Genomic DNA, 22,519 nt, shown 5'->3' with positions numbered 1-22,519 from the left:
AGAAGATCCTGACACCGGGGTAATCCGTGAAAAAGCTCTCCGCACGACGGCGCCATCCGCTGGCGGCGCTCGTCGTCCTACTCTTCGCGCTGGCGGTCACCGGGGGGCTGTACGCCGCGTTCGCGCCGGCGGACAAGGCTCAGGCCGATGACACCGCCCAGTCCCTTGCCATCAAGGAGGGCAAGAAGCTCTACGCCGTGGGCTGTGCCAGCTGCCACGGCACCGGCGGTCAGGGCACCTCCGACGGCCCGAGCCTGGTCGGTGTCGGCGCCGCAGCCGTCGACTTCCAGGTCGGCACCGGCCGCATGCCGGCCCAGCAGCCCGGCGCCCAGGTGCCGCGGAAGAAGCCGATCTACAACAACGCCCAGCGCGAGCAGCTGGCGGCCTACGTCGCGTCGCTGGGTGCCGGCCCCACCATCCCGGAGAAGTCGCAGTACAACTCCGAGGGCGCCGACATCGCCAAGGGCGGCGAGCTGTTCCGCACCAACTGCGCGCAGTGCCACAACTTCACCGGTAAGGGCGGCGCCCTCACCGACGGCAAGTTCGCACCGACGCTCGAGGGCGTGGACCCCAAGCACATCTACGAGGCCATGGAAACCGGCCCGCAGAACATGCCCTCCTTCGGTGACGGCTCGCTGAGCAAGCAGAACAAGAAGGACATCATCGCGTACCTCGGCGCCGTCAACGGCGATGAATCCGAGAGCCCCGGTGGCCTCGACCTCGGCGGTCTCGGTCCGGTCAGTGAGGGTCTCTTCGGCTACATCTTCGGCCTGGGCGCGCTGGTCGCGGTCGCCATCTGGGTCGCAGCCCGGACTACGAAGGCCAAGAAGTCATGAGCGAGACTGGACGACACGAAGACGTGCCAGAAGAAAACCTGCCCGGTGAGCGGGAGGCTCACGAAGGCGCGGTGACGCCGGCGAGCGACCCGTTCGCCGACCCGGGCCTGCCGGCCCACGAGCACCGCAAGCAGGACATCGACGAGCGGGCCGCCAAGCGCTCCGAGCGCACCGTCGCCCTGCTCTTCCTGGTGTCCATGATTGCCACGGTGGCCTTCATCGCCGCCTACGTGGCCATCCCGATCGACAAGATCGTCTACATCTGGCCGATCGGCCACATCAGCGCGCTGAACTTCGCGCTCGGCCTGACGCTGGGTGCCGCCCTGTTCTGCATCGGCGCCGGCGCGGTCCACTGGGCCCGCACGCTGATGTCGGACGTGGAGGTCGCCGACGACCGCCACCCGATCGAGGCCAGCCCCGAGGTCAAGGCCAAGGTCCTGGCGGACTTCAAGGTGGGCGCCGAGGAGTCGGGATTCGGCCGCCGCAAGCTGATCCGCAACACGATGTTCGGTGCGCTGGCCCTGGTGCCGCTCTCCGGTGTCGTCCTGCTGCGTGACCTCGGGCCGCTGCCCGGCACGAAGCTGCGCACGACGAACTGGAAGAGGGGCGTCCGCCTGGTCAACCAGTCCACCAACCTCCCGCTGCGTCCCGAGGACATCGCGGTCGGCTCCCTGACCTTCGCCAAGCCCGAGGGCCTGGAGGAGGACCAGGAGGACTTCAACGAGAAGATCGCCAAGGACGCCCTGATGCTCGTGCGGATCCAGCCGCAGAACATCAAGGACAAGCAGGAACTCGCGTGGTCCCACGAGGGCATCGTGGCCTACTCGAAGATCTGCACCCACGTGGGTTGCCCGATCAGCCTGTACGAGCAGCAGACGCACCACGTGCTCTGCCCCTGCCACCAGTCGACGTTCGACCTCTCCGACGGCGGTCGGGTGATCTTCGGTCCGGCCGGACACGCCCTGCCGCAGCTGCACATCACGGTGAAGGACGGCTTCCTGGAGGCCGCCAGCGGTTTCGAGGAGCCCGTCGGCCCGAGCTTCTGGGAGCGCGGATGAGTAACGAGACAAGCGCGACCACCACGCGCCGCGGCCAGGCGCCGCGGGGCGAGCGGATCGCCGACTGGGCGGACGGCCGGCTGGGCATCTACAGCCTCGCCAAGTCCAACATGCGCAAGATCTTCCCGGACCACTGGTCCTTCATGCTGGGTGAGGTCGCGCTCTACAGCTTCATCATCATCATCCTGACCGGTGTCTACCTGACGCTGTTCTTCCACCCGAGCATGGCCGAGGTGACCTACCACGGTTCCTACGTGCCCATGCAGGGGATCCGGATGACCCAGGCCTTCGAGTCGACGCTGGACATCAGCTTCGACGTCCGGGGTGGTCTGCTCATCCGCCAGATCCACCACTGGGCGGCGCTGGTCTTCCTGGCCGCGATGATGGTCCACATGATGCGGGTGTTCTTCACCGGCGCCTTCCGCAAGCCGCGCGAGGTCAACTGGCTGTTCGGCTTCCTGCTGCTGGTGCTCGGCATGTTCACCGGCTTCACCGGCTACTCGCTCCCCGACGACCTGCTCTCCGGCACCGGTGTGCGGTTCATCGAGGGCGTCATCCTGGCGATGCCGCTGGTCGGTTCGTACCTGCAGATGTTCATCTTCGGCGGCGAGTTCCCCGGGCACGACATCATCCCGCGGTTCTTCACGGTGCACGTGCTGCTGCTTCCGGGCATCATGCTCGGCCTGCTGGTGGCGCACCTGATCCTGGTCTTCTACCACAAGCACACGCAGTTCCCGGGTGCCGGCAAGACCAACACCAACGTCGTCGGCATGCCGCTGCTGCCGGTCTACATGGCCAAGGCCGGAGGCTTCTTCTTCCTGGTCTTCGGCGTGATCTCGGTGATCGCCGCGGTCGCCAGCATCAACCCCGTGTGGGCCATAGGGCCGTACCGGCCGGACCAGGTCTCCACTGGTGCGCAGCCGGACTGGTACATGGGCTTCGCCGAGGGCCTGGTCCGTGTCATGCCGGGCTGGGAGTGGAACTTCTGGGGCCACACCGTCAACTTCGGTGTGCTGATCCCGATCCTCCTCTTCCCGCTCGTCCTGGTCGCCATCGCGGTCTACCCGTTCGTCGAGTCCTGGGTCCGCGGTGACAAGCGCGAGCACCACATCCTGGACCGCCCGCGCAACGTGCCCACCCGCACCGGCTTCGGTGTGGCCTGGCTGATCGCGTACTTCGTGATGCTGATCGGTGGCGGCAACGACCTGTGGGCGACCCACTTCCACCTGTCGATCAACTCGATCACCTGGTTCGTCCGGATCGCGTTCTTCGTCGGGCCGGTGCTGGGCTTCATCGCCACCAAGCGGATCTGCCTGGGTCTGCAGCGGCGCGACAAGGACAAGGTGCTGCACGGCCGCGAGTCCGGCATCATCAAGCGCCTGCCGCACGGCGAGTTCATCGAGGTCCACGAGCCGCTCGACCAGGAGCAGCTGCACTTCCTGACCCAGCACGAGCAGCCCGAGCCGCTGGAGCTGGGCCCGGAGGTCGACGAGAACGGCGTCCGCCGCAAGATCAAGCGGTCGCAGAAGCTCCGCGCCAAGCTCTCCAAGAGCTACTACGGCGAGGACAACGTCATCCCCAAGCCCACGGTCGAGGAGTACCAGGAGATCACCAGCGGCCACGGCCACCACTGATCCCTTGCGCGCCTCGTAGCGCACCGTAGGTAGTACGCCACCCAGAGGGCCCCGTTCCGAGCACCGGACGGGGCCCTCCGGCATATCGCCCCTCTCGATAGGGTGACGGCATAAGCAGGACACAGACCAGGAGCGTGGACCATGAACGTTGTGACCCCGGTAGGCGGCGACAGCGTGGCGGCCCACACCTGGCCGGGCATCCTGAACGCCCTGCTCGACGGCCGCGACCTCACCGCCGACGACACCGCCTGGGCGATGGACAAGATCATGCGGGGCGAGGCCAGCGACGCCCAGATCGCCGGCTTCGCGGTGGCCCTGCGCGCCAAGGGCGAGACCGTCGCGGAGATCTCCGGCCTGGTCCGGACGATGTACGCACACGCCCGGCTGATCGAGGTCCCGGGCCCCAGCGTCGACATCGTCGGCACCGGCGGCGACGGCGCCAAGACCGTCAACATCTCCACGATGTCCTCGATCGTCGTGGCCGGCACCGGAGCCAAGGTCGTCAAGCACGGCAACCGCGCCGCGTCCTCCGCCAGCGGCGCCTCCGACGTCCTGGAGAAGCTCGGCGTCAACCTCGACCTCACCCCCCAGCGGGTCACCGAGGTGGCCCAGGAGGCCGGCATCACCTTCTGCTTCGCGGTGAAGTTCCACCCCTCCCTCCGGCACGTCGCCAACGCCCGCGGCCAGCTCGGCATCCGCACCACGTTCAACGTGCTCGGCCCGCTGACCAACCCCGCCCGGGTCAAGGCCCAGGCGACCGGCGTCGCGGACGCCCGCATGGCGCCCATCCTGGCCGGCGTGCTCGCCGAGCGCGGTTCGTCCGCCCTGGTCTTCCGCGGCGACGACGGCCTCGACGAACTGACCACGACGGCCACCTCCCGGGTCTGGATCGTGCGGGACGGCACGGTCCGCGAGGAGTCCTTCGACCCCCGCGACGTCGGCATCCCGCTCGTCCCCGTCGAGGCGCTGCGCGGCGCGGACGCCTCGTACAACGCGGACGTCGCCCGCCGGCTGCTGGACGGCGAGACCGGCCCGGTACGCGACGCGGTGCTGCTGAACTCCGCGGCCGCGCTCGTCGCGCTGGAGCCGTCGGACGCCCCGCTGAGCGACCGCATCCGCCTCGGCATCGAGCAGGCCGCCGCGTCGATCGACTCGGGCGCGGCCAAGCGGGCGCTGGAGCGCTGGGTGGCCGCCAGCAACGCCTGAGCGGCCGGTGACGCAGGGTGTGACGCAGGGCTCGGTCCGTCATATGGACTGAGCCCTTGCGGCCAAATGCTCTTGTGGCATGATGCTGCGCAGGTCACGAGTGACAGCGACACAGGCCCCGGCCCGCTGTCCGGCAACCCTCCTTCCGTGGCGGGGTGCCCCGGGTGATGACCAGGCCGCAGGCAGCGAGGTCTGCGGCAAGCGCGGATCCCTCGCCAGGGATCCTGGTCCCCGAGGGAGAACTTCCGTGAATCAGCGAATGCGATAGGGCTCAACGGCCCCTTTTCCGCACCCTTTTTCCTTTCACGCTGCGCCCCGCGCCGCGCGCTCGCGCACACCCGAAAGCGCCGCACGCGCCCCTTCCTCGCAGCGAATTCGCTTACGCCTTACGGGAGTTCGCCATGTCCGTTTCCGCCGTTGCCGCCGACCGTTCCGTCTGTGCCCCGCTGCCGGTCCTCGGCCGGGACGTCCTCGTTCCGCTCGTGACCGGCGGCGAGGTCGACTACGCCGCGCTGGACTACGCCGCCAGCGCCCCGGCACTGCAGCGGGTCTGGGACGACGTGGCCGCCTACGCCCCCTACTACGGCAGCGTGCACCGCGGCGCCGGATACCTCTCGCAGCTCTCCACCGACCTCTTCGAGAACAGCCGCCGCACGATCGCCGAATTCCTCGGCTGCCGCCCCGACGACCAGGTCGTTCTCACCCGCTCCACCACCGACTCGCTCAATCTGCTCGCCGCCGTACTCCCGCAGAACACCCGGGTGTTCGTCTTCGAGACCGAGCACCACGCCTCGCTGCTGCCGTGGGAACAGCGCGCCGACCTGACGGTCACCTACCTCGACGCCCCGCGCACCCCGGAGCAGGCCGTCGCGACCCTGGAGCGCGCCCTCGCCGACCGCGAGCCCTGCTCCGCTTCCGGGGACTCGGTGAAGAGCGGAGGCGGAGCGCAGCGGAGCAGCCCGGCCCTGGTCTGCGTCACCGGCGCCTCCAACGTCACCGGCGAGCTGTGGCCGGTCCGCGAACTGGCCGCCGCGGCGCATGCGCACGGTGCCCGGATCGTCCTCGACGCCGCGCAGCTCGCCCCGCACCACCCCGTCGACCTCGCCGAACTGGACGTCGACTGGGTCGCCTTCTCCGGCCACAAGCTGTACGCGCCGTTCGGCGCCGGCGTCCTGGCCGGCCGCGCCGACTGGCTCCAGGCCGCCGACCCGTACCTGGCGGGCGGCGGCGCCAGCCGCACGGTCTCGCGCCGTACGGACGGCGGCGTCGACGTCGAGTGGCACACCACGGCCGCCCGGCACGAGGCCGGCTCGCCCAACGTCATCGGCGCCTACGCCATCGCCTCCGCCTGCAAGGCGCTCACCGAGGCGGGCTTCGACACGCTCGTCGCCCGCGAACAGGAACTGATCGCCCGGGTCCGCGCGGGGCTGGCAGAGGTCCCCGAGGTGCGCGTGCTGTCCCTCTTCGGCGACGACGCCCCGCGCGTCGGCGTGCTCTCCTTCGTGGTGGACGGCTGGAACAGCTCCCACTTCGCGGCGGCGCTCTCCGCCGAGTACGGCATCGGCGTCCGCGACGGCCTCTTCTGCGCGCACCCGCTCGTCCGCACCCTGCTGGGCACCGACCCGCAGGACCCCGGCGAGTGCGGCGCCCCCGAGGCCGCCCCCGGCCAGAGGTCCCTCAACGCCATCCGGGTCTCCTTCGGCGCCGGCACCCCCGACGAGCACGTCGACCGCTTCCTGCACGCGGTCAAGGAACTCGTCTCCGACGGCGCCCGCTGGAACTACCGCACGGAAAACGGCCGTTGCGTGCCGGCTGACGCCGTCTGATCCCCACGTACCTGGCTGTCCCGCCGTTGCGCTTTGCGGCGCCCCCGCACGTACTCGTCTTTCCCGCCGCGGGTGTTGTTCGCCGTTGCGCCTGCGGCGGGCTGGGTTTGTTGTGGGTGCGGTGACGGACCTCCGGGGCCTTGTTCGTGGACTGCTGTCGCTTTACGTCCACGAACAAGGCCCCTCCGGCCCGTCCCCTCCCGTTGGGGGATGGGAATGCGGTGGGTGGGGGCGGGCGTTGGGGGTGCAAGGGGCCCTTGGGACCCGTAGGGGACGGTCGAACAGATCCCGTAGGGGTCGCGAGCGCCCCTTGCAGGGCCTCAACTCGACGGGCAGGGGAGGTATTCCCGACACCCACCCCACCCCACGACGCGAAAGTGCACCGGGCACCCGGAACAACGACGCCCACCCCCACCGGCCTCCCAACCCCCCCACCAACGGGAGGGGACAGACCGGAGGACGAAGTCTGTAGGGCTGTCACCGCACCCGAAAACACCACGCCCGCCGCCAGGCGCAACGGCGAGCAAGCCCCGCGGCGGGAAAGCCAGCTACGTGCGCGGCGCCGCAAAGCGCGCAACGGCGAGCAAGCCCCGCGCCGGGAAAGCCAGCTACGTGCGCGGCGCCGCAAAGCGCGCAACGGCGAGCAAGCCCCGCGGCGGGAAAGCCAGCTACGTACGCGGCGCCGCAAAGCGCGCAACGGCGAGCAAGCCCCGTGGCGGGAAAGCCAGCTAGGTGCGGGGCGCCGCAGAGCGCAACGGCGAGCGAGCCCCGCGGCGGGACGGCCAGCTACGTGCGCGGCGCCGCAAACCGCGCAACGGCGAGCAAGCCCCGTGGCGGGAAAACCAGCTACGTGGGAGACACCGCCAAGCGAGCGCCCCGCGGCGGGACGGCCAGGTACGTGGGGCCCAGGCCAAGCGCAGCGCTACGCGTCGAGGCCGATCGCGAAGGCGGCCTCGAGGTCGTGTTGGGAGTACGTGCGGAAGGCGATGTGCGTCTCCGTGGAGGCGACGCCGGGGATCTTGCTGATGCGGCCGGGGATGACGTCCGCGAGGTCGTCGTGCTTGGCGACGCGGACCATCGCGATCAGGTCGTGCGCGCCGGTGACGGAGTAGACCTCGCTGACCCCTTCCAGCGCGGCGATCTTCTCGGCGATCTCCGGGATCTGGTCCACGCTGGTCTTGATGAGCACGATCGACGTGATCACGGCTGGCTCTCTCCCTCATTCGCCCGGACGTTCCCGCTGGTGGACCCCACACTATCCCTCCGGTAGCGCAGCCATGCGTAGAGGAAGCCGAGGGCGAAGCCGATCACGTGGGCGAGGTAGGCGACGCCGGGGCCGTTGGGGTCGTCCTGGGCGGCCTGCCATTGGAGGAAGAACCAGAACAGCAGGACGACCCAGGCGGGGAAGCGCAGCGGCAGGAAGAAGAGGAAGGGGAAGACGCTGGTGACCCGGGCCCGGGGGAAGAGGTACAGGAAGGCACCGAGAATGCCGGCGATCGAGCCGGAGGCTCCCACCAGCGTCTGGGCCGAGGCGGCGTGCGCGGCCGCGTAGCCGTGCAGCGCCAGGTAGCCGATGATGAGGTAGAAGGCGGCGAACGGCAGCCGGCCCATCCGCGCCTCGGCCATCCCGCCGAAGACGTAGAGAAACAGCATGTTGCCGAGCAGATGCAGCCAGCTGCCGTGCACGAACAGCGCGGAGAGCGGGGTGATCAGCGCCCGCAGGGAACCGCTCCACAGCTCCACGGGGACCACGCCCCACCGCTCGAAGTACGCGGTCTGGGCCCGCAGCAGCGCGTCGCCGGTGCCGTACGTCCGGTTCAGGCCCGAGGCGGGGCCGAGCACGAAGACCGCACAGCACAGGGCGATCAGCACGTTCGTCAGCCGGGAGCACACCGCGGCCAGGGCCCGGCCCGGATGCGGCGGGCGGGGGAGCGGGCCGGAGGAGCGCGGCGTACGGAAGAAGAGCCGGGCGAGGGAAGGAAATGAAGGACGAGAAGAGCGGGGAGAACGGGGTGGGGGAGCCGGCGCCGTCATGAAGTGATCATGGCGTAATGCGGGCAATCGGGACAGAGTGCCTCGCCGCGTCCCGGGTCCCGGGCAGCGCCGCACCCGCCCCCCATCAGGCCGTAGGGTTGCAGGCAGTACTTTGCGTACTTCCGCAGTCCGACGGCGCACCGCGTGAACGGCGCAGCAGCACACGACCGACGAGCACGAAAGAGGACGACACGATGGCTGTTCCCCTGCCGACGGCCGAAACCCGGTGGCGCTGCACGCTGTGCGGCAACCTCACCCGTTTCGATGTGACCCGCCAGGCCAAGGTGGTGGAGTACGTCCACCTGGATCTGGCCGGCGAGCCCAAGGTGGAGGAGCGCGAGGTCCTCAGTGAGAGCATCGAGTCCGTGCGCTGCCGCTGGTGCAACGCGGTCGACCAGATCGAATTGGTGGACCGGCCGGGCGCGAGCGCCTGAGATCGGAGCGATGCAGCCGTGGTGGACCGTCCAGAAGGGGAGCCGGGGGCCGAGCGTCATGACGTACCCGAGGGTGCGGCGGACGAGGTGCTCGACCGACCGCTGCCCGAGGGCGTACGGCGCCGGGTCGTGGCGCTCACCGCGGAGTCGTTCGGCGCGCTGACCGTCGCCGAACTCCCGCCGCCGCTGCGGCAGTACGCCCGGTTCACCCCGACCCGTCGGGCGAAGTTCGCCGGGAACGCGATGGCCGCGGCGCTGGAGAGCGACGCGGTCTTCCGGCAGCGGATCGCCGGGAAGCTGCGCGAGGCCCAGCCGGAGCTGGCCGAGGCGCTGGAGAGCGGCACCCCGCCGGCCGCCGCCGACCCGCTCGACGTCGCCGCGGCCGCGTATGTGCTGCGCCCGGACGGCTGGGTGAAGCTGGTCGCGGCGGCCGGTGAGGAGGCGCAGCGGGCGCGCGACGAGCGGGCCGGCGCGGAGGCCGAGCGGGAGCTGGCCCGGCTGCGCGAGGAACTGGCGCAGGCGCGCGGCGAGGCGCGTACGGAGACCGAGCGGATCCGGGACGACCTGGAGGCCGCCCGCCGGGAGAACGAGTCGCTGCGCCGCAAGCTGCGCAGTGCGCTCAGCGACGTCAAGCGCGGGGAGGCGGCGGTCCGCAAGGCCGAGGCCGCGCTGGTCGACGCGCGGGACCGGGCGGCGACGGAGAAGACCGCGGCGGACAGCGAGGTGCGCCGGCTCAAGGCCCGGATCGCCGAGGCCGAGGCCGCGCTGGAGACCAGCCGGCGGGCCACCCGCGAGGGGCGCAGCGTCGAGGACATGCGGCTGCGGCTGCTGCTGGACACGGTGCTGGACGCCGCCCAGGGGCTGCGCCGCGAGCTGGCGCTGCCGCCCGCCAGTGTGCATCCGGCCGACACCGTCGAGGCGGTCGCGCCGGGCCGGATGACGCCGAAGGACATCGCGACGCGGGCGCTGTCCGAGATGGACCCCGCGTTGCTGGACCAGCTTCTGGCGCTGCCGCAGGCGCATTTGGTGGTGGACGGGTACAACGTCACCAAAACCGGCTATCCGACCATGCCGCTCGACAAGCAGCGGCTGCGGCTGCTGGGTGGGCTCGCGGTGCTGGCCGCGCAGACCGGTGCGGAGATGACCTGTGTCTTCGACGGTGCGGAGCTGGCGGCGCCGGTGCTGCTCGCGCCACCGCGGGGCGTAAGGGTCCTTTTCAGCAAACCGGGCGTAACGGCCGATGAGTTGATTCGTCAGCTGGTACGGGCCGAACCGCCCGGCCGGCCGGTCGTGGTGGTCTCCACGGACCGCGAAGTGGCGGACGGTGTGGCCAAGGCCGGCGCCCGTCCGGTCGCATCGGCCCTGCTGCTCAAGCGACTTGCCCGTACGTGACGCCGGGCCGGCAGCGCTTTCCGGCCGGAAGTAATTCGCTTGACCTGTGCCGCCGATCCGTATCTGAGCGTCAATTGGCGCTTACTGCCTGTGTGATGTTGGTAAAGAGTGGGGCTGGTGGCGCAGTTTTTTCCCGTGAGGATTTGAAGCGATCACAGCTCGGTTACTAAGGTCAGGGCCCGAGCCTTCATTAAGGTGATCATCCAACCGGGATGAACAGTGAAGGTACCGCCGAGTCCGCAGCGTTCCCGCGGAGCCGGGGTTCACCCCCCCCACCCGGTAGGCGGCTGGAGGAAGAAGGAGCTCGCCCCCGTGGCGTCCCACCGTCGACCCAAGCAGCCGAGCCGTACTCGCGTCACCGTGCTCACCGCCACCGCCGCGGCGGCCGTCGCCCTGTCGTCCCAGGTCGCCCAGGCCGACCCCCACCAGTCGAAGAAGGACGTCAAGTCCGAGGTCGACAAGCTCTACAACGAGGCGGAGCAGGCCACCGAGAAGTACGACGGCGTCAAGGAGCAGCAGGACAAGCTCCAGAAGGAGGTCGACGACCTCCAGGACAAGGTCGCCCGTGGTCAGGGTGAGCTGAACCAGCTCCGCAAGAGCGTGGGCGCGGTCGCCTCCGGCCAGTACCGCAGCGGGTCCATCGACCCCTCGGTCCAGCTGTTCCTCTCCGGTGACCCGGACAGCTACCTCGAAAAGGCCGCCACCCTCGACCAGTTGAGCGGCAAGCAGGCCGAGCAGCTCAAGGTCATCGCGGAGAAGCAGCGCCGGCTCGCCCAGGAGCGCGCCGAGGCCGCGGCCAAGATCAAGGACCTCGCCGACACCCGTAAGGCGCTCGGCGACAAGAAGGACGAGATCAAGGGCAAGCTCGCCAAGGCGCAGGCGCTGCTCAACTCCATGACCGCCAAGGAGCGGGCGGCCATGCAGGCCAAGGAGGACCGCGCCAACCGCAGCAACGAGCGGGTCAACCTCGGTGATGACGTGCCGGCTTCGCAGCGCGGTGCGGCCGCCCTCGCCGCCGCCCAGTCCAAGATCGGTTCGCCCTACGTCTGGGGCGCCACCGGCCCCTCGTCCTTCGACTGCTCGGGTCTGACCTCCTGGGCCTACGCCCAGGCCGGCCAGTCGCTGCCGCGCACCTCGCAGCAGCAGGCCAACGCCGGTACCCGGATCGGCTCGGAGAGCGCCCTCAAGCCCGGCGACCTGGTGCTCTTCTACAGCGATCTGCACCACATCGGCCTCTACGCCGGCAACGGCACGGTGCTGCACGCCCCGAAGCCCGGTGCCTCGGTGCGCTACGAGTCGATCAACAACATGCCGTTCGCGTTCGGCGTGCGGGTCTGAGCACGCGCGGGGCTGCTGTTCACCGGTGTGACCAATGTGCCGGTGTGCGGGTCTGAAAAGCCTCACAAACCTCTCAACCTGCCGCCCGAACGGGCGAATTGTGGCCTCCACGGCTGACCCGGCGCCCCGCCGGTGACCTGCACAGTCACCGGCGGGGCGGCTTTTTGCGTACGAAATGGGGTCTTTGGTCGGTGTGGACCGGCGCCGTTACTGTCTGCCCTCGCAGCATCCGGTCACCGACCGCCCTCCCGGGCGGCAGGGGCTGCACAGGGGAAGGAGTGCGGCTCCCGTGGCGTCCCACCGCCGTATCCCGCAGCACGGCCAGGCCACCCTCGCCGGGGTCACCGTTCTGTCGGCCGCTCTGGCGACCGCGGCCGCCGCGCTGTCGGCACCGCAGGCCTCCGCCGATCCCGCCGCCCGTCCGGCCGCCGGCCGAAGCACGGCCACCGCCCGGGTCGACGCCCTCTACGCGCAGGCGGAGCGGACCACCGAGAAGTACGACGGCGCGACCGCCCGGACCAGGAAGCTGCGCGCCGAGGTGGCCGACCTCCAGGACCGCACCGCCCGCGCCCAGGAGCGGGTCAACCGGATGCGCGGCCGGCTCGGTGCGCTGGCCGCCGCCCAGTACCGCGCCGGCGGCATGGACCCGGCCCTGAAGCTGATGCTCTCCGAGCGCCCCGACAGCTACCTGGAGAAGGCCTCCGCGCTGGACCGGATCGGCCGGCACCAGGCCGACCGGCTGCACGAACTGCGGGCCGCGCAGCGCTCGCTGGAACAGCAGCGCCGGGAGACCGCCGCCAAGCTCGCCGAGCTGGAGGCGAGCCGCACGCAGGTCGCCCGCCACAAGAAGGACGTCCAGCGCAGGCTGGCCACCGCCCAGCGGCTGCTGAACGCGCTGCCGCGGGCGGACCGGGAGGCCTGGAAGCGGGCCGCCCGCAGCGAGGGCCGTACCGAGGCGATGCCCGGCCCGGCCGGGGCGGAGCCGGCCTCCGGGCGGGCCGCCGCGGCCGTCGCCGCGGTGCGTGCCGCGGTCGGCTCCCCGTACGCCTGGGGCAGCGCCGGCCCCGGCGCCTTCGACTGCTCCGGACTCACCCAATGGGCCTACCGCCGGGCCGGCGTCTCGCTGCCCCGTACGTCACAGGCCCAGCGCGGCGCCGGGCGCCCGGTGCCGCTCGGCCGGATCCGGCCCGGGGACCTGGTCATCTACCGCTCGGACGCCAGCCACGTCGGGATGTACGTCGGCAACGGCCAGGTCGTGCACGCGCCCTATCCGGGCGCCCGGGTGCGCTACGACCCGGTCGGGATGATGCCGATCTCGGCCGTCACCCGGCCCTGAGCGCCGCTCCCTGCGTTTTTGCCCCGGCCGGGCCCGCTCTACGATCGTCCGCATGTCGGACCAGCGGGCGAAACGGCCGGTACGGGCCGGGGCGGCGGCCTGCGCCGCCCTGAGCGGACTCGCGCTGCTCGCCCCGCTGGCCGGCTGCGCCCCCGGGCCCTCGTCGTCGGCCCGCTTCCCGGACGTCCAGCGGATGCTCGACAGCCGGGCGCACGCCGTCGAGCAGCGCGACGAGGCCGGCTTCCTGGCCGCCGTGGACCCGCGGGCCACCGCCTTCCGCGCCCGGCAGCGCGCCGTGTTCGGCAACCTCGCAGGCGTCCCGGTGACCGACTGGCACTACGACCTCGACGCCACCGACGCCTTCCCGCTGCCGCCCGGCGACGGCGGCGAGCGGCTGGCCGCCAAGGTCCGGCTGCGCTACCGCCTCAAGGGCTACGACACCGCGCCGGTCAACGCCGTCCAGTACCTCACCCTCACCGAGCGGGACGGCCGCTGGCTGATCTCCTCGGACCGCGACGGCGCACCGGCCGGCCGCAGCGGCAACCGGCAGCTGTGGGACCAGGGCCCGGTACGGGTGGTCCGCGGCCGGTACGGCGTGGTGCTGGGCGGCGCCTCCCACCCGGCGCGGCTGGCGGACCTGGCGCGCCGGGTGGACCGGGCGGTGCCCGCGGTCTCCGCCGCCTGGAAGGGCCGGTGGTCCGAGAAGGTCGTGGTGGAGGCGCCGGACTCGGTCGAACGGATGGCGCAGCTGATGGGCAGCGACGACCCGTCCGGCTACACCGGCATCGCGGCGGTCACCACCGGCGAGGCGGGCGTCACCACCAACGCGCCGGCGGACCGGGTGATCGTCAACCCCGACGCCTACGAGGAGCTCAACGACCTGGGCCGCAAGGTCGTCCTCACCCACGAGACCACCCATGTCGCCACCCGTACGGTCACCACGGCGGCCACCCCGCTGTGGTTGTCCGAGGGCTTCGCCGACTGGGTCGCCTACCGCGGGCTGCACCGCAAGCCCGCCACCGCCGCGCCCGAGCTGACCCGCGCGGTGCGGGCCGGCAAGCCGCCCGGCCGGCTCCCGACCGACGCCGACTTCGGCTTCCGGGCCGGCGCGGACCGGCTGGCGACGGCGTACGAGGGCAGCTGGCTGGCCTGCCGCATGATCGCCGAGAAGTGGGGCGAGGCCAAGCTGCTGGCGTTCTACAAGGCGGCGGGACGCAGCGCGCTGCGCACCTCGGCGGCGACCGGGGACGCGCCGATCGAGGTGGCCACCGCCGGGGCCGCCGCCCGTCCGGGGACCCCGGCCACCGGTGCCGGGCACCGCCCGGCGGCCGGCCGCAGCGAGCTGACCGACCGGGCCCTGCGGACCCAACTGGGCGTCGGTCTGGGGGAGTTCACCCGGCAGTGGCGGGCCTATGTGAAGCGGCTGCTGGGGCGGTGACGGTGCGCGGCGCGGGCGCCCGGCGCAGGCCGGAGCCGCCGCTCCGGGTGCCCCGCCGGCCGGCGCCGGTGGCGGTCCAGAGCCGGCGGCAGGCCAGCAGCGACGCGGCGACCAGCAGCCCGTTGCGCACCGCCAGCAGCGTGACGCCGAGGGGGTTGCTCGCCACGACGTCGGCGAAGTGGACCGGGAACTCCAGCAGCGTGACGCCGGTGGCGAGCAGCACCAGCACCGCCGCCGGCGTCTGCCGGCTGCCGCGGACGGCCAGGCACACCGCGGCCAGCCCCACCAGCCACAGCAGGTACTGCGGGCTGATCACCCGGCTGGTGGTGGTGAACAGCAGGGTGGCGGTGAAGGCCGCGTCGGCGGGCGTCGCCCGGGTGAACCGCCGCGCCCGGGTCCGCCACAGCACCAGCCAGCCCAGCGCCGCCCCGCTCAGCATGACCGCGGCGGTGCTGACGAGCGGGACGCCGGGCCCGAGGAACTCCACCGAGCCGTAGTTCAGCAGCACCCGGCCGTCCCAGCCGTAGTGGCGGGCGAGGTGGAACACCAGCCCGCCGAGCGACTCGACCTCCGTACCGCGGTCGCGCTGGAAGGTCAGGAACGCCGTCGCGCCCGGTGCGGCCACCACGAAGCACAGGGTGAGCCCGGCCCCGGTGCCGGCCGCGCTCCGCCACAGGGCCCGCGCCCGGCGGCCGCGCAGCGCCGCCCCGGTCAGCAGCAGCGCCGGCCACACCTTCAGCAGCGTCCCGAACGCGATCAGCGCGCCCGCCACCCGGGGCCGGCGGGCGGCCGTGAGCAGCGCCGCGACCGCGACCGCGGTGACCATCAGGTCGTAGCGGGCGTACCCGGTCGGGCCCAGCAGGGCGACGCCCGCGATCCACGCCCACGCCCCGGCCGCCCGGTGGCCGGGCCGTCGTCCGGCCCGCAGGAACAGCGCCAGCGTCGCCGCGTCCGCGACCAGGACCAGCAGGGAGAACGCCGGGGCGTAGCCGAGGAACGGCAGCAGGCCGGGGGAGAGCACCGCCAGCGCGGCGGCCGGCGGGTACTGCCAGGTCACGTCGTCCAGCGGGAAGGTGCCGGTCCGCAGCACCTCGGCCCAGCCGTGGTAGATCACCGAGACGTCGGTGGTGACGTCCGGGCCCGGCAGCACCAGCACCTTCAGCACGCAGAGCAGCAGCACGGCCCGGGTCACCGCCCAGGCCGCGACCGCGAGCCACCTCCCGCGCGCCCCGCCGGCGCCGTCCATCGCCACCTCCGCCTGTCCGCCGTCGTCTGCATCATGCCGTCGGCGGCCGGTCACGGGGCGTCGCCGCGGTACGGGCGTGGCGGGCCTCCCGGCCACCGTGCGCCCGTCGGCGGGTAGCCTCGGGCCTCGTGCACAAGACCCTGATCGTCACGAACGACTTCCCGCCCCGGCCCGGCGGCATCCAGGCCTTCCTGCACAGCATGGCGCTGCGGCTGGACCCCACCCAGGTGGTCGTCTACGCCTCGACCTGGAAGCGGACCGCGGAGGGGATCGCGGCCACCGCCGCGTTCGACGCCGACCAGCCCTTCCCGGTGGTCCGGGACCGTACGACGATGCTGCTGCCCACCCCGAGGGTGACCCGGCGGGCCGTCGGCCTGCTGCGCGAACACGGCTGTTCCTCCGTCTGGTTCGGTGCCGCGGCACCGCTCGGCCTGATGGCGCCCGCGCTCCGGGAGGCCGGCGCGCGGCGGATCGTGGCGACCACGCACGGCCACGAGGCGGGCTGGGCGCAGCTGCCCGGCGCCCGGCAGCTGCTGCGGCGGATCGGCGAGGGCACCGACACCCTCACCTACCTCGGCGAGTACACCCGCTCCCGGATCGCCGCCGCGCTGACCCCGGCGGCCGCGTCCCGGATGGTCCAACTCCCGCCCGGCGTCGACGAGAAGACCTTCCACTCCGGCTCGGGCGGCGACGCGGTGCGGGCCCGGCTCGGACTGGCCGGCCGCCCGGTCGTGGTCTGCGTGTCCCGGCTCGTGCCCCGCAAGGGCCAGGACACCCTCATCGAGGCGATGCCGGCGGTCCTCGCCGCCGTCCCGGACGCGGTCCTGCTGATCGTCGGCGGCGGCCCGTACGAGAAGGAACTGCGCGCGCTGGCGCGGGAGAAGGGCGTGGCGGAATCCGTGCGCTTCACCGGCGCGGTGCCGTGGGAGGAGCTGCCGGCCCACTTCGGCGCCGGTGACGTCTTCGCGATGCCCTGCCGCACCCGCCGCGGCGGCCTCGACGTCGAGGGGCTGGGCATCGTCTACCTGGAGGCCTCGGCCACCGGGCTGCCCGTGGTGGCGGGCGACTCCGGCGGTGCGCCGGACGCGGTGCTGGACGGCGAGACCGGCTGGGTGGTGCCCGGCGGCTCCCCGACCCCCACCGCGGAACGCCTGGTCACCCTGCTCAAGGACCCCGCCCTGCGCCGCACCATGGGCGAGCGCGGGCGCGCCTGGGTGGAGGAGAAGTGGCGCTGGGACCTGCTCGCGGAACGGCTCAAGGAGCTGCTGTAGCCGGGGCCGTACGGACGCCCCTACGCGAACCGCCGCCGCGGCACACAGCCACGGCGGCGGATTCCGGCCATGATCACCAGGGATGTCGTCAGCCCCGGTAGATCGCCTCGATCTCCTCCGCGAAGTCCTTCGCGACCACGTTCCGCTTCAGCTTCAGCGAGGGCGTGACATGGCCCGACTCCTCGGTGAACTGGGCCGGCAGGATACGGAACTTGCGCACCGACTCGGCCTGCGAGACGGCCGCGTTGCCGTCGTCGACGGCCCGCTGGACCGCGGCGAGCAGCTCCGGATCGGTGGCCAGTTCGGCCGGGGTGCTGCCGGCCGGGTGGCCGTGCTCCTGGGCCCAGCGCGGCAGGAACTCCTCGTCGAGGGTGATCAGCGCGCCGATGAACGGCCGGCCGTCGCCGACGACCATGCACTCGGCGATCAGGGCGTGCGCCCGGATGCGGTCCTCGATGACGGCCGGCGCGACGTTCTTGCCGCCCGCGGTCACCAGGATCTCCTTCTTGCGCCCGGTGATGGCCAGATAGCCGTCCTCGTCGAGGGTGCCGAGGTCGCCGGTGTGGAACCAGCCGTCGGACAGCGCCTCTTCGGTGGCCGTGGGGTTGTTCCAGTACTCGGTGAAGAGGTGCTCGCCGTGCAGCAGGACCTCGCCGTCGTCGGCGATCCGGACCACCGAACCGGGCAGCGGCTGGCCGACGGTGCCGATCTTCTGGCGGTCCCACGGGTTGAACGCGGTGGCCGCGCACGACTCCGTCAGGCCGTAGCCCTCCAGGGCGGTGAAGCCGATGCCGCGGTAGAAGTGGCCCAGCCGTTCGCCGAGCGGCGCGCCGCCGGAGATCGCGTGGGTGGCCCGGCCGCCGAGCACGGCGCGCAGCTTGCCGTAGACCAGCCGGTCGAAGACCTTGTACTTGAGCTTCAGGCCGAGCGGCGGGCCGTCGGGGGTGTCCAGCGCCCGGCTGTAGGCGATCGCGGTGTCCGCCGCCTTGTCGAAGATCTTGCCCTTGCCGTCGGCCTGCGCCTTGGCCCGCGCCGAGTTGTAGACCTTCTCGAAGACCCGCGGCACGCCCAGCACCAGCGTCGGCCGGAAGGACGCGAGGTCCTCGGTGAGGTTCTTGATGTCGGGGGCGTGGCCCAGCTTGATCGGGGCCATCACGGAGGCGACCTGCACCAGGCGCCCGAAGACGTGGGCGATGGGCAGGAAGAGCAGGACCGAGGAGTCACCGGTGCGGAAGAGCGGACGCAGCCGCTCGACGACGTTGCCGCACTCGGCGAAGAAGCTGCGGTGGCTGAGCACACAGCCCTTGGGGCGGCCGGTGGTACCGGAGGTGTAGACGATCGTGGCGGGCGCGTCCGCGTCGGCGAGGGCGCTGCGGGCGTCCACCTCGTCGTCGGTGATCCCGTCGCCGGCGGCCCGCAGCCGGGCGATCGCGTCACGCTCGATCTGCCAGATGTTCTCCAGCTCGGGCAGCCGGTCGCGGACCGATTCGACGGTCGCCTCGTGGGTGGGCGTCTCCACCAGACAGGCCACCGCGCCCGAGTCGCCGAGGATCCACTGGATCTGCTCGGCGGAACTGGTCTCGTACACGGGCACGGTGATCGCGCCGGCGCTCCAGATGGCGAAGTCCAGCAGCGTCCACTCGTAACGGGTGCGCGACATCAGCCCCACCCGGTCGCCGGGCCGGATGCCGGACGCCATCAGGCCCTTGGCGGCGGCGCGGACCTCGGCGAGGAAGGTGGCGGCGGTGACGTCCTGCCACCCGCCGTTCACCTTGCGCCCCATGACGGCAACATCCGGGTGCTGCGCGGCATTTCGGCGGATGAGATCCGTCAGATTGCCGTCCGCGGGGACCTCGTACAGGGCCGGAAGGCTGAACTCGCGCAAGACTGCTGCTCCTCAAAAGCGCCGGCGCCACGACGCTGTGTGCACACCGGCGGCGGTCCATGATCAAGCTGGGGGATTGGACTGCCCGGACGTTACCCACCGGTATTGCTTTTGGGATAGGGGGTCACGGCCAGATGTTTGATGCGTCACACGCCTGCGGACACGCCATGGGGACTGTTCCGCGCAGACTAGACCAGCGGGTCGGTGACCCGAAAGTAACCGCGGCCCCGGTGAACCGGAGGGGGCCCTCCCCGTCGCAGGGCGGGCGATCTAGGGTGACGCCATGCGCGTGCATGTGGTCAGTGACGTTCACGGCAACAGCCGGGACCTGGCGGCGGCCGGGAACGGTGCCGACGCCCTGGTCTGCCTCGGCGACCTGGTGCTCTTCCTCGATTACGCCGACCACTCGCGCGGCATCTTCCCCGACCTCTTCGGCGTCGCGCACGCCGACACCCTCGTCGAACTGCGCACCGCCCGCCGCTTCGACGAGGCCCGCGAGCTGGGCCGCCGGCTCTGGGCCGAACTCGACGCCGCCGGCCACAGCCGCGAGGCGGTCATCGAGGGCGCGGTCCGCAAGCAGTACGCCGAACTCTTCGCGGCCTTCCCGACCCCCACGTACGCCACCTACGGCAACGTCGACATGCCGCGCCTGTGGCCCGAATACGCCGGACCCGGCACCACCGTCCTCGACGGGCAACGGGTGGAGATCGGCGGCCGGGTCTTCGGCTTCGTCGGCGGCGGCCTCACCACCCCCATGCGGACCCCGTACGAGATCAGCGACGAGGAGTACGCCGCCAAGATCGAGGCGGTCGGCGAGGTGGACGTGCTGTGCACCCACATCCCGCCGGACGTCCCCGAGCTCTGCTACGACACCGTCGCCCGCCGCTTCGAACGCGGCAGCAGCGCCCTGTTGGACGCCATCCGCACCACCCGCCCCCGCTACTCCCTCTTCGGCCACGTCCACCAGCCGCTCGCCCGCAGGATGCGCATCGGCGACACCGAATGCGTCAATGTCGGCCATTTCAATGCCACCGGCCGGCCCTTCGCCCTGACGTGGTGAGCCCGGGCGGGCCCGGCCGGCCGTGTCCGGTCTGCGCACCGGCTGCGTACGGCTGCGTATGACTGCGTATGGCTGCGTCCGCTCCCGTTTCCCCGCGCGGTAGCCTTCAGCAGCAGAGACAGCACCTTGCGGACACCGCGTGAGCGTCGGCGGACCGGCACGAATCGGCATGGAGGAGTCACGGCGATGGCCGAACACACCAGCTCTAGCATCACGATCGAGGCGGCGCCCGCCGAAGTGATGGGAGTGATCGCCGACTTTGACCGCTACCCGGAGTGGACCGGAGAGGTCAAGGAGGCGGAGGTGCTCGCCACGGACGACCAGGGCCGCGCCGTACAGGTCCGCCTGCTGCTCGACGCCGGCGCGATCAAGGACGACCACACCCTCGCCTACACCTGGACCGGCGCCGACGAGGTCAGCTGGTCCCTGGTCAAGTCCCAGATGCTGCGCGCCCTGGACGGTTCCTACCGCCTCGCCGCACTGAAGGACGGCACCGTCACCGAGGTCACGTACCAGCTCACCGTCGACGTCAAGATCCCGATGCTCGGCATGATCAAGCGCAAGGCCGAGAAGGTCATCATCGAGCGTGCCCTGGAAGGGCTGAAGCGGCGCGTCGAGAGCCGCCCCGACGCCGACCCGGCGCCCGCCGACGAGGCCGCGCCCGCCGACGAGGCCAAGAAGCTCTGAGCGTGCGCACCGTCCTCGTCACCGGCCCCGGCGGCGCGGGCCGCACCACGCTCGCCGCCGCGACCGCCCTGGCCGGCGCCCGCCAGGGCGCCCGGGCCCTGCTGCTCACCACCGAGCCCAGCGCCTGCGAAGCGGTCCTCGGCACCCCCCTCGGCGCCGAGCGGCCCACCCCGATAGCGCCCGGCCTGCACGCCCGGCGCATCGACCCCGGTGACCGCTTCCGCCAGGAGTTCCTCGCCTTCCAGGAGCGCGCCGGCGCCGCCCTCGACCTGCTGGGCGCCGCGCCCCTCGACGAGGACGAACTGACCGAACTCCCCGGCGCCGAGGACTTCGCCCTGCTCCAGGCGCTGCGCGCCGAACACGCCTCGGACGACTGGGACCTGGTCGTAGTCGACATGCCCTCGGCGGCCGAAACGATCCGGCTGCTGGCGCTCCCCGCCCAGGTCCGCCGCTACCTCCGCCGGCTGCTGCCGCCCGAGCGCCAGGCCGCCCGCGCGCTGCGCCCGGTCCTCGCCCAGCTCGCCGGCGTCCCCATGCCGGCCCAGAAGCTGTACGACGCCGCCGGCCGCTGGGAGACCGAACTCGCCGCCGTCCAGCAGGCCATCGACGACCCCGGCACCTCCGTCCGCCTGGTCACCGAGGCCGGCCCGGTCGCCGCCGCCAACCTGCGCACCATCCGCGCCGGCCTGGCCCTGCACGGCCGCCGCACCGACGGCGTGGTCGTCAACCGGCTGCTGCCCACCGGCTCCGCCGACCCCTTCCTCGCCGCGCTCTCCGGCAGCCAGCAGACCGCCCTCAAGGCGCTGCGCGAGGAGTTCCCCGACGTCCCCGTCCACGAGGTGCCGCACCTGGGCCGAGACCCCCAGGGCGTCGCCGAGCTCGACGAGTTGATCGGCGGACCGGACGGCGGGATCGGCGTCCCGGGCCCCGCGGCGGCCGACCGCCGCGACCCCTGGACCGTCGAGGACCGGCTCGCCACCGACGGCATCCTGGTCTGGCGGGTACCGCTGCCCGGTGCCGAGCGCCGGGGCCTCGGCCTGGTGCGCCGCGGCGACGAGATCGTGGTGACGGTCGGCCGCTTCCGCCGGATCCGCACCCTGCCCTCCGCGCTCCGCCGCTGCTCCGTCTCCGGCGCCGGCCTCCGCGACGGCGTCCTGGAGATCCGCTTCACCCCGGATCCCGGCCTGTGGCCCAAGAGCGACTGAACGCGGTACCACCGTTCGGGTAACGTCGGGGGTGGGCCAGGAACCCGCCCCCGCGTGCACCCGTCCCGACTCGCCGTACCGCCCTGCCGCAGTCCACGGAGTTCATCATGAGCGATGCCACCGAGCGCCCCGCCGACCGCGCGGCCGGGCCCGACGCCGACGCCTGGGAGGCCGCCTGCGCCGAGGACCTCGCCGCGGAGAAGGCCCGCCGCCGGTCCGAGTACGGCCCCCAGCCGGGCAGCGCCGCCGAGGAACTGCGCAAGCTCGCCGAGGCGGTCACCGACAAGCTCGCCGGCATCCAGCTGCCCGGCGCACTCGGCGGGACGGCCGCGCAGAGCGCCGTGAGCCAGCTGTTCAAGCAGGCCCGGGCCGCCGTCGAACCGGTCATCGAGCGCAACCCCGACGTCTTCGACCACCTCGCCGCGGCCGGCTCCGAGATCGTCGCCGCCTACCGCTCCGCCGTCGAGCGCAGCGAGCGCCGCTGGACCCGCGACGACGCCACCGAACGGCCCGGCACCGGCCGTGCCGACGACCCGCGGGACGACGACGGTCCCACCGGCACCGAGCGAATCGATCTCGACTGACCCGGGCTCCGGTACGGTGGGTCCCGGCGGGGTTCGAGCGAAAAACTGA

19 protein-coding genes and 1 riboswitch are annotated in these 22,519 nt (G+C 72.2%); of the genes, 15 read left to right on the top strand and 4 right to left on the bottom strand.

Translation table 11 applies throughout. The features are described from left to right. Positions 1-26: 26 nt before the first annotated feature. The 5 genes from AB0E02_RS24250 (at position 27) to AB0E02_RS24230 (ending at position 6,560) form a co-directional block, all read left to right on the top strand. Positions 27-836: a c-type cytochrome gene (locus AB0E02_RS24250; protein ID WP_030812820.1), complete on the top strand. Its 810-nt coding sequence runs from the start codon at positions 27-29 to the stop codon at positions 834-836. After that, positions 833-1,894, top strand: a complete 1,062-nt coding sequence (locus tag AB0E02_RS24245; RefSeq protein ID WP_362142557.1) for a Rieske 2Fe-2S domain-containing protein — start codon at positions 833-835, stop codon at positions 1,892-1,894. The genes AB0E02_RS24250 and AB0E02_RS24245 overlap by 4 nt, the downstream gene beginning before the upstream one ends. Further along, on the top strand, positions 1,891-3,528 hold the full coding sequence (locus AB0E02_RS24240; RefSeq protein ID WP_362142555.1) for a ubiquinol-cytochrome c reductase cytochrome b subunit: 1,638 nt from the start codon (positions 1,891-1,893) through the stop codon (positions 3,526-3,528). Before AB0E02_RS24245 ends, AB0E02_RS24240 begins: the two co-directional genes overlap by 4 nt. A gap of 141 nt (positions 3,529-3,669) precedes the next feature. Further along, complete coding sequence (gene trpD, locus AB0E02_RS24235; RefSeq protein ID WP_362142554.1) at positions 3,670-4,734, top strand: anthranilate phosphoribosyltransferase; 1,065 nt, start codon at positions 3,670-3,672, stop codon at positions 4,732-4,734. A gap of 92 nt (positions 4,735-4,826) precedes the next feature. After that, a riboswitch (SAM riboswitch) is annotated at positions 4,827-4,944 on the top strand. 191 nt (positions 4,945-5,135) lie between these two features. Beyond that, positions 5,136-6,560 (top strand): aminotransferase class V-fold PLP-dependent enzyme, encoded by a 1,425-nt coding sequence (locus AB0E02_RS24230; RefSeq protein ID WP_362142552.1) that lies wholly within the window; start codon positions 5,136-5,138, stop codon positions 6,558-6,560. Positions 6,561-7,482: 922 nt separating this feature from the next. On the opposite strand, the gene AB0E02_RS24225 is transcribed toward AB0E02_RS24230, so the two are convergent. Together AB0E02_RS24225 and AB0E02_RS24220 are read right to left on the bottom strand one after the other, a co-directional pair. After that, entirely contained in the window at positions 7,483-7,764 is a 282-nt protein-coding gene (locus tag AB0E02_RS24225) for an Lrp/AsnC ligand binding domain-containing protein (RefSeq protein ID WP_030415457.1), read from the bottom strand. Further along, positions 7,761-8,441 carry a rhomboid family intramembrane serine protease gene (locus AB0E02_RS24220; protein WP_362142642.1) on the bottom strand — a complete coding sequence of 227 codons (681 nt, stop codon included), beginning with the start codon at positions 8,439-8,441 and terminating at the stop codon, positions 7,761-7,763. Before AB0E02_RS24220 ends, AB0E02_RS24225 begins: the two co-directional genes overlap by 4 nt. 347 nt (positions 8,442-8,788) lie before the next feature. Between AB0E02_RS24220 and AB0E02_RS24215 the strand changes: the two genes are divergently transcribed. From AB0E02_RS24215 to AB0E02_RS24195, 5 genes are all read left to right on the top strand, one after another. Beyond that, positions 8,789-9,028, top strand: a complete 240-nt coding sequence (locus AB0E02_RS24215) for a hypothetical protein (RefSeq protein ID WP_030415459.1) — start codon at positions 8,789-8,791, stop codon at positions 9,026-9,028. Positions 9,029-9,046: 18 nt separating this feature from the next. Then, a complete protein-coding gene (locus AB0E02_RS24210) occupies positions 9,047-10,420 on the top strand; it encodes an NYN domain-containing protein (protein ID WP_362142549.1) in 1,374 nt (457 codons plus the stop codon). Between the two features lie 312 nt (positions 10,421-10,732). Further along, positions 10,733-11,758, top strand: a complete 1,026-nt coding sequence (locus tag AB0E02_RS24205) for an NlpC/P60 family protein (RefSeq protein WP_362142547.1) — start codon at positions 10,733-10,735, stop codon at positions 11,756-11,758. Between the two features lie 289 nt (positions 11,759-12,047). After that, the gene (locus tag AB0E02_RS24200) at positions 12,048-13,094 is read left to right on the top strand and encodes an NlpC/P60 family protein (protein WP_362142545.1); all 1,047 of its coding nucleotides are present in this window, start codon (positions 12,048-12,050) and stop codon (positions 13,092-13,094) included. Between the two features lie 52 nt (positions 13,095-13,146). Continuing rightward, positions 13,147-14,532, top strand: coding sequence for a hypothetical protein (locus AB0E02_RS24195; protein ID WP_362142543.1), 1,386 nt, complete (start codon positions 13,147-13,149; stop codon positions 14,530-14,532). Here AB0E02_RS24195 and AB0E02_RS24190 read toward each other — a convergent pair. Continuing rightward, on the bottom strand, positions 14,486-15,778 hold the full coding sequence (locus AB0E02_RS24190) for a glycosyltransferase 87 family protein (RefSeq protein ID WP_362142541.1): 1,293 nt from the start codon (positions 15,776-15,778) through the stop codon (positions 14,486-14,488). The genes AB0E02_RS24195 and AB0E02_RS24190 overlap by 47 nt on opposite strands. 128 nt (positions 15,779-15,906) lie before the next feature. Between AB0E02_RS24190 and AB0E02_RS24185 the strand changes: the two genes are divergently transcribed. Continuing rightward, entirely contained in the window at positions 15,907-17,049 is a 1,143-nt protein-coding gene (locus tag AB0E02_RS24185) for a glycosyltransferase family 4 protein (RefSeq protein ID WP_362142539.1), read from the top strand. Between the two features lie 88 nt (positions 17,050-17,137). Here the strand turns inward: AB0E02_RS24185 and AB0E02_RS24180 are convergent, their stop codons facing one another. After that, positions 17,138-18,934 carry an AMP-dependent synthetase/ligase gene (locus AB0E02_RS24180; protein ID WP_362142537.1) on the bottom strand — a complete coding sequence of 599 codons (1,797 nt, stop codon included), beginning with the start codon at positions 18,932-18,934 and terminating at the stop codon, positions 17,138-17,140. 283 nt (positions 18,935-19,217) lie between these two features. Here AB0E02_RS24180 and AB0E02_RS24175 point away from each other — a divergent pair, with 283 nt between their 5' ends. The 4 genes from AB0E02_RS24175 to AB0E02_RS24160 all read left to right on the top strand — a co-directional run bounded on the left by AB0E02_RS24175 (position 19,218) and on the right by AB0E02_RS24160 (position 22,470). Next, on the top strand, positions 19,218-19,994 hold the full coding sequence (locus tag AB0E02_RS24175) for a metallophosphoesterase (RefSeq protein WP_362142535.1): 777 nt from the start codon (positions 19,218-19,220) through the stop codon (positions 19,992-19,994). Between the two features lie 186 nt (positions 19,995-20,180). Continuing rightward, positions 20,181-20,681: an SRPBCC family protein gene (locus tag AB0E02_RS24170; protein WP_030415468.1), complete on the top strand. Its 501-nt coding sequence runs from the start codon at positions 20,181-20,183 to the stop codon at positions 20,679-20,681. A 2-nt stretch (positions 20,682-20,683) separates the two neighbouring features. Further along, complete coding sequence (locus AB0E02_RS24165; RefSeq protein ID WP_362142533.1) at positions 20,684-21,886, top strand: ArsA-related P-loop ATPase; 1,203 nt, start codon at positions 20,684-20,686, stop codon at positions 21,884-21,886. A gap of 107 nt (positions 21,887-21,993) precedes the next feature. Then, positions 21,994-22,470, top strand: a complete 477-nt coding sequence (locus AB0E02_RS24160; RefSeq protein WP_362142531.1) for a DUF5304 domain-containing protein — start codon at positions 21,994-21,996, stop codon at positions 22,468-22,470. Positions 22,471-22,519 lie beyond the last annotated feature (49 nt).

It is taken from the genome of Streptomyces sp. NPDC048196, from assembly GCF_040652715.1.
In the GTDB taxonomy this organism is placed as follows: Bacteria; Actinomycetota; Actinomycetes; order Streptomycetales; family Streptomycetaceae; genus Streptomyces; species Streptomyces siderophoricus.
Note: the sequence above shows the minus strand (reverse complement) of the source record. Positions and strands in the feature narration are given on the sequence as shown.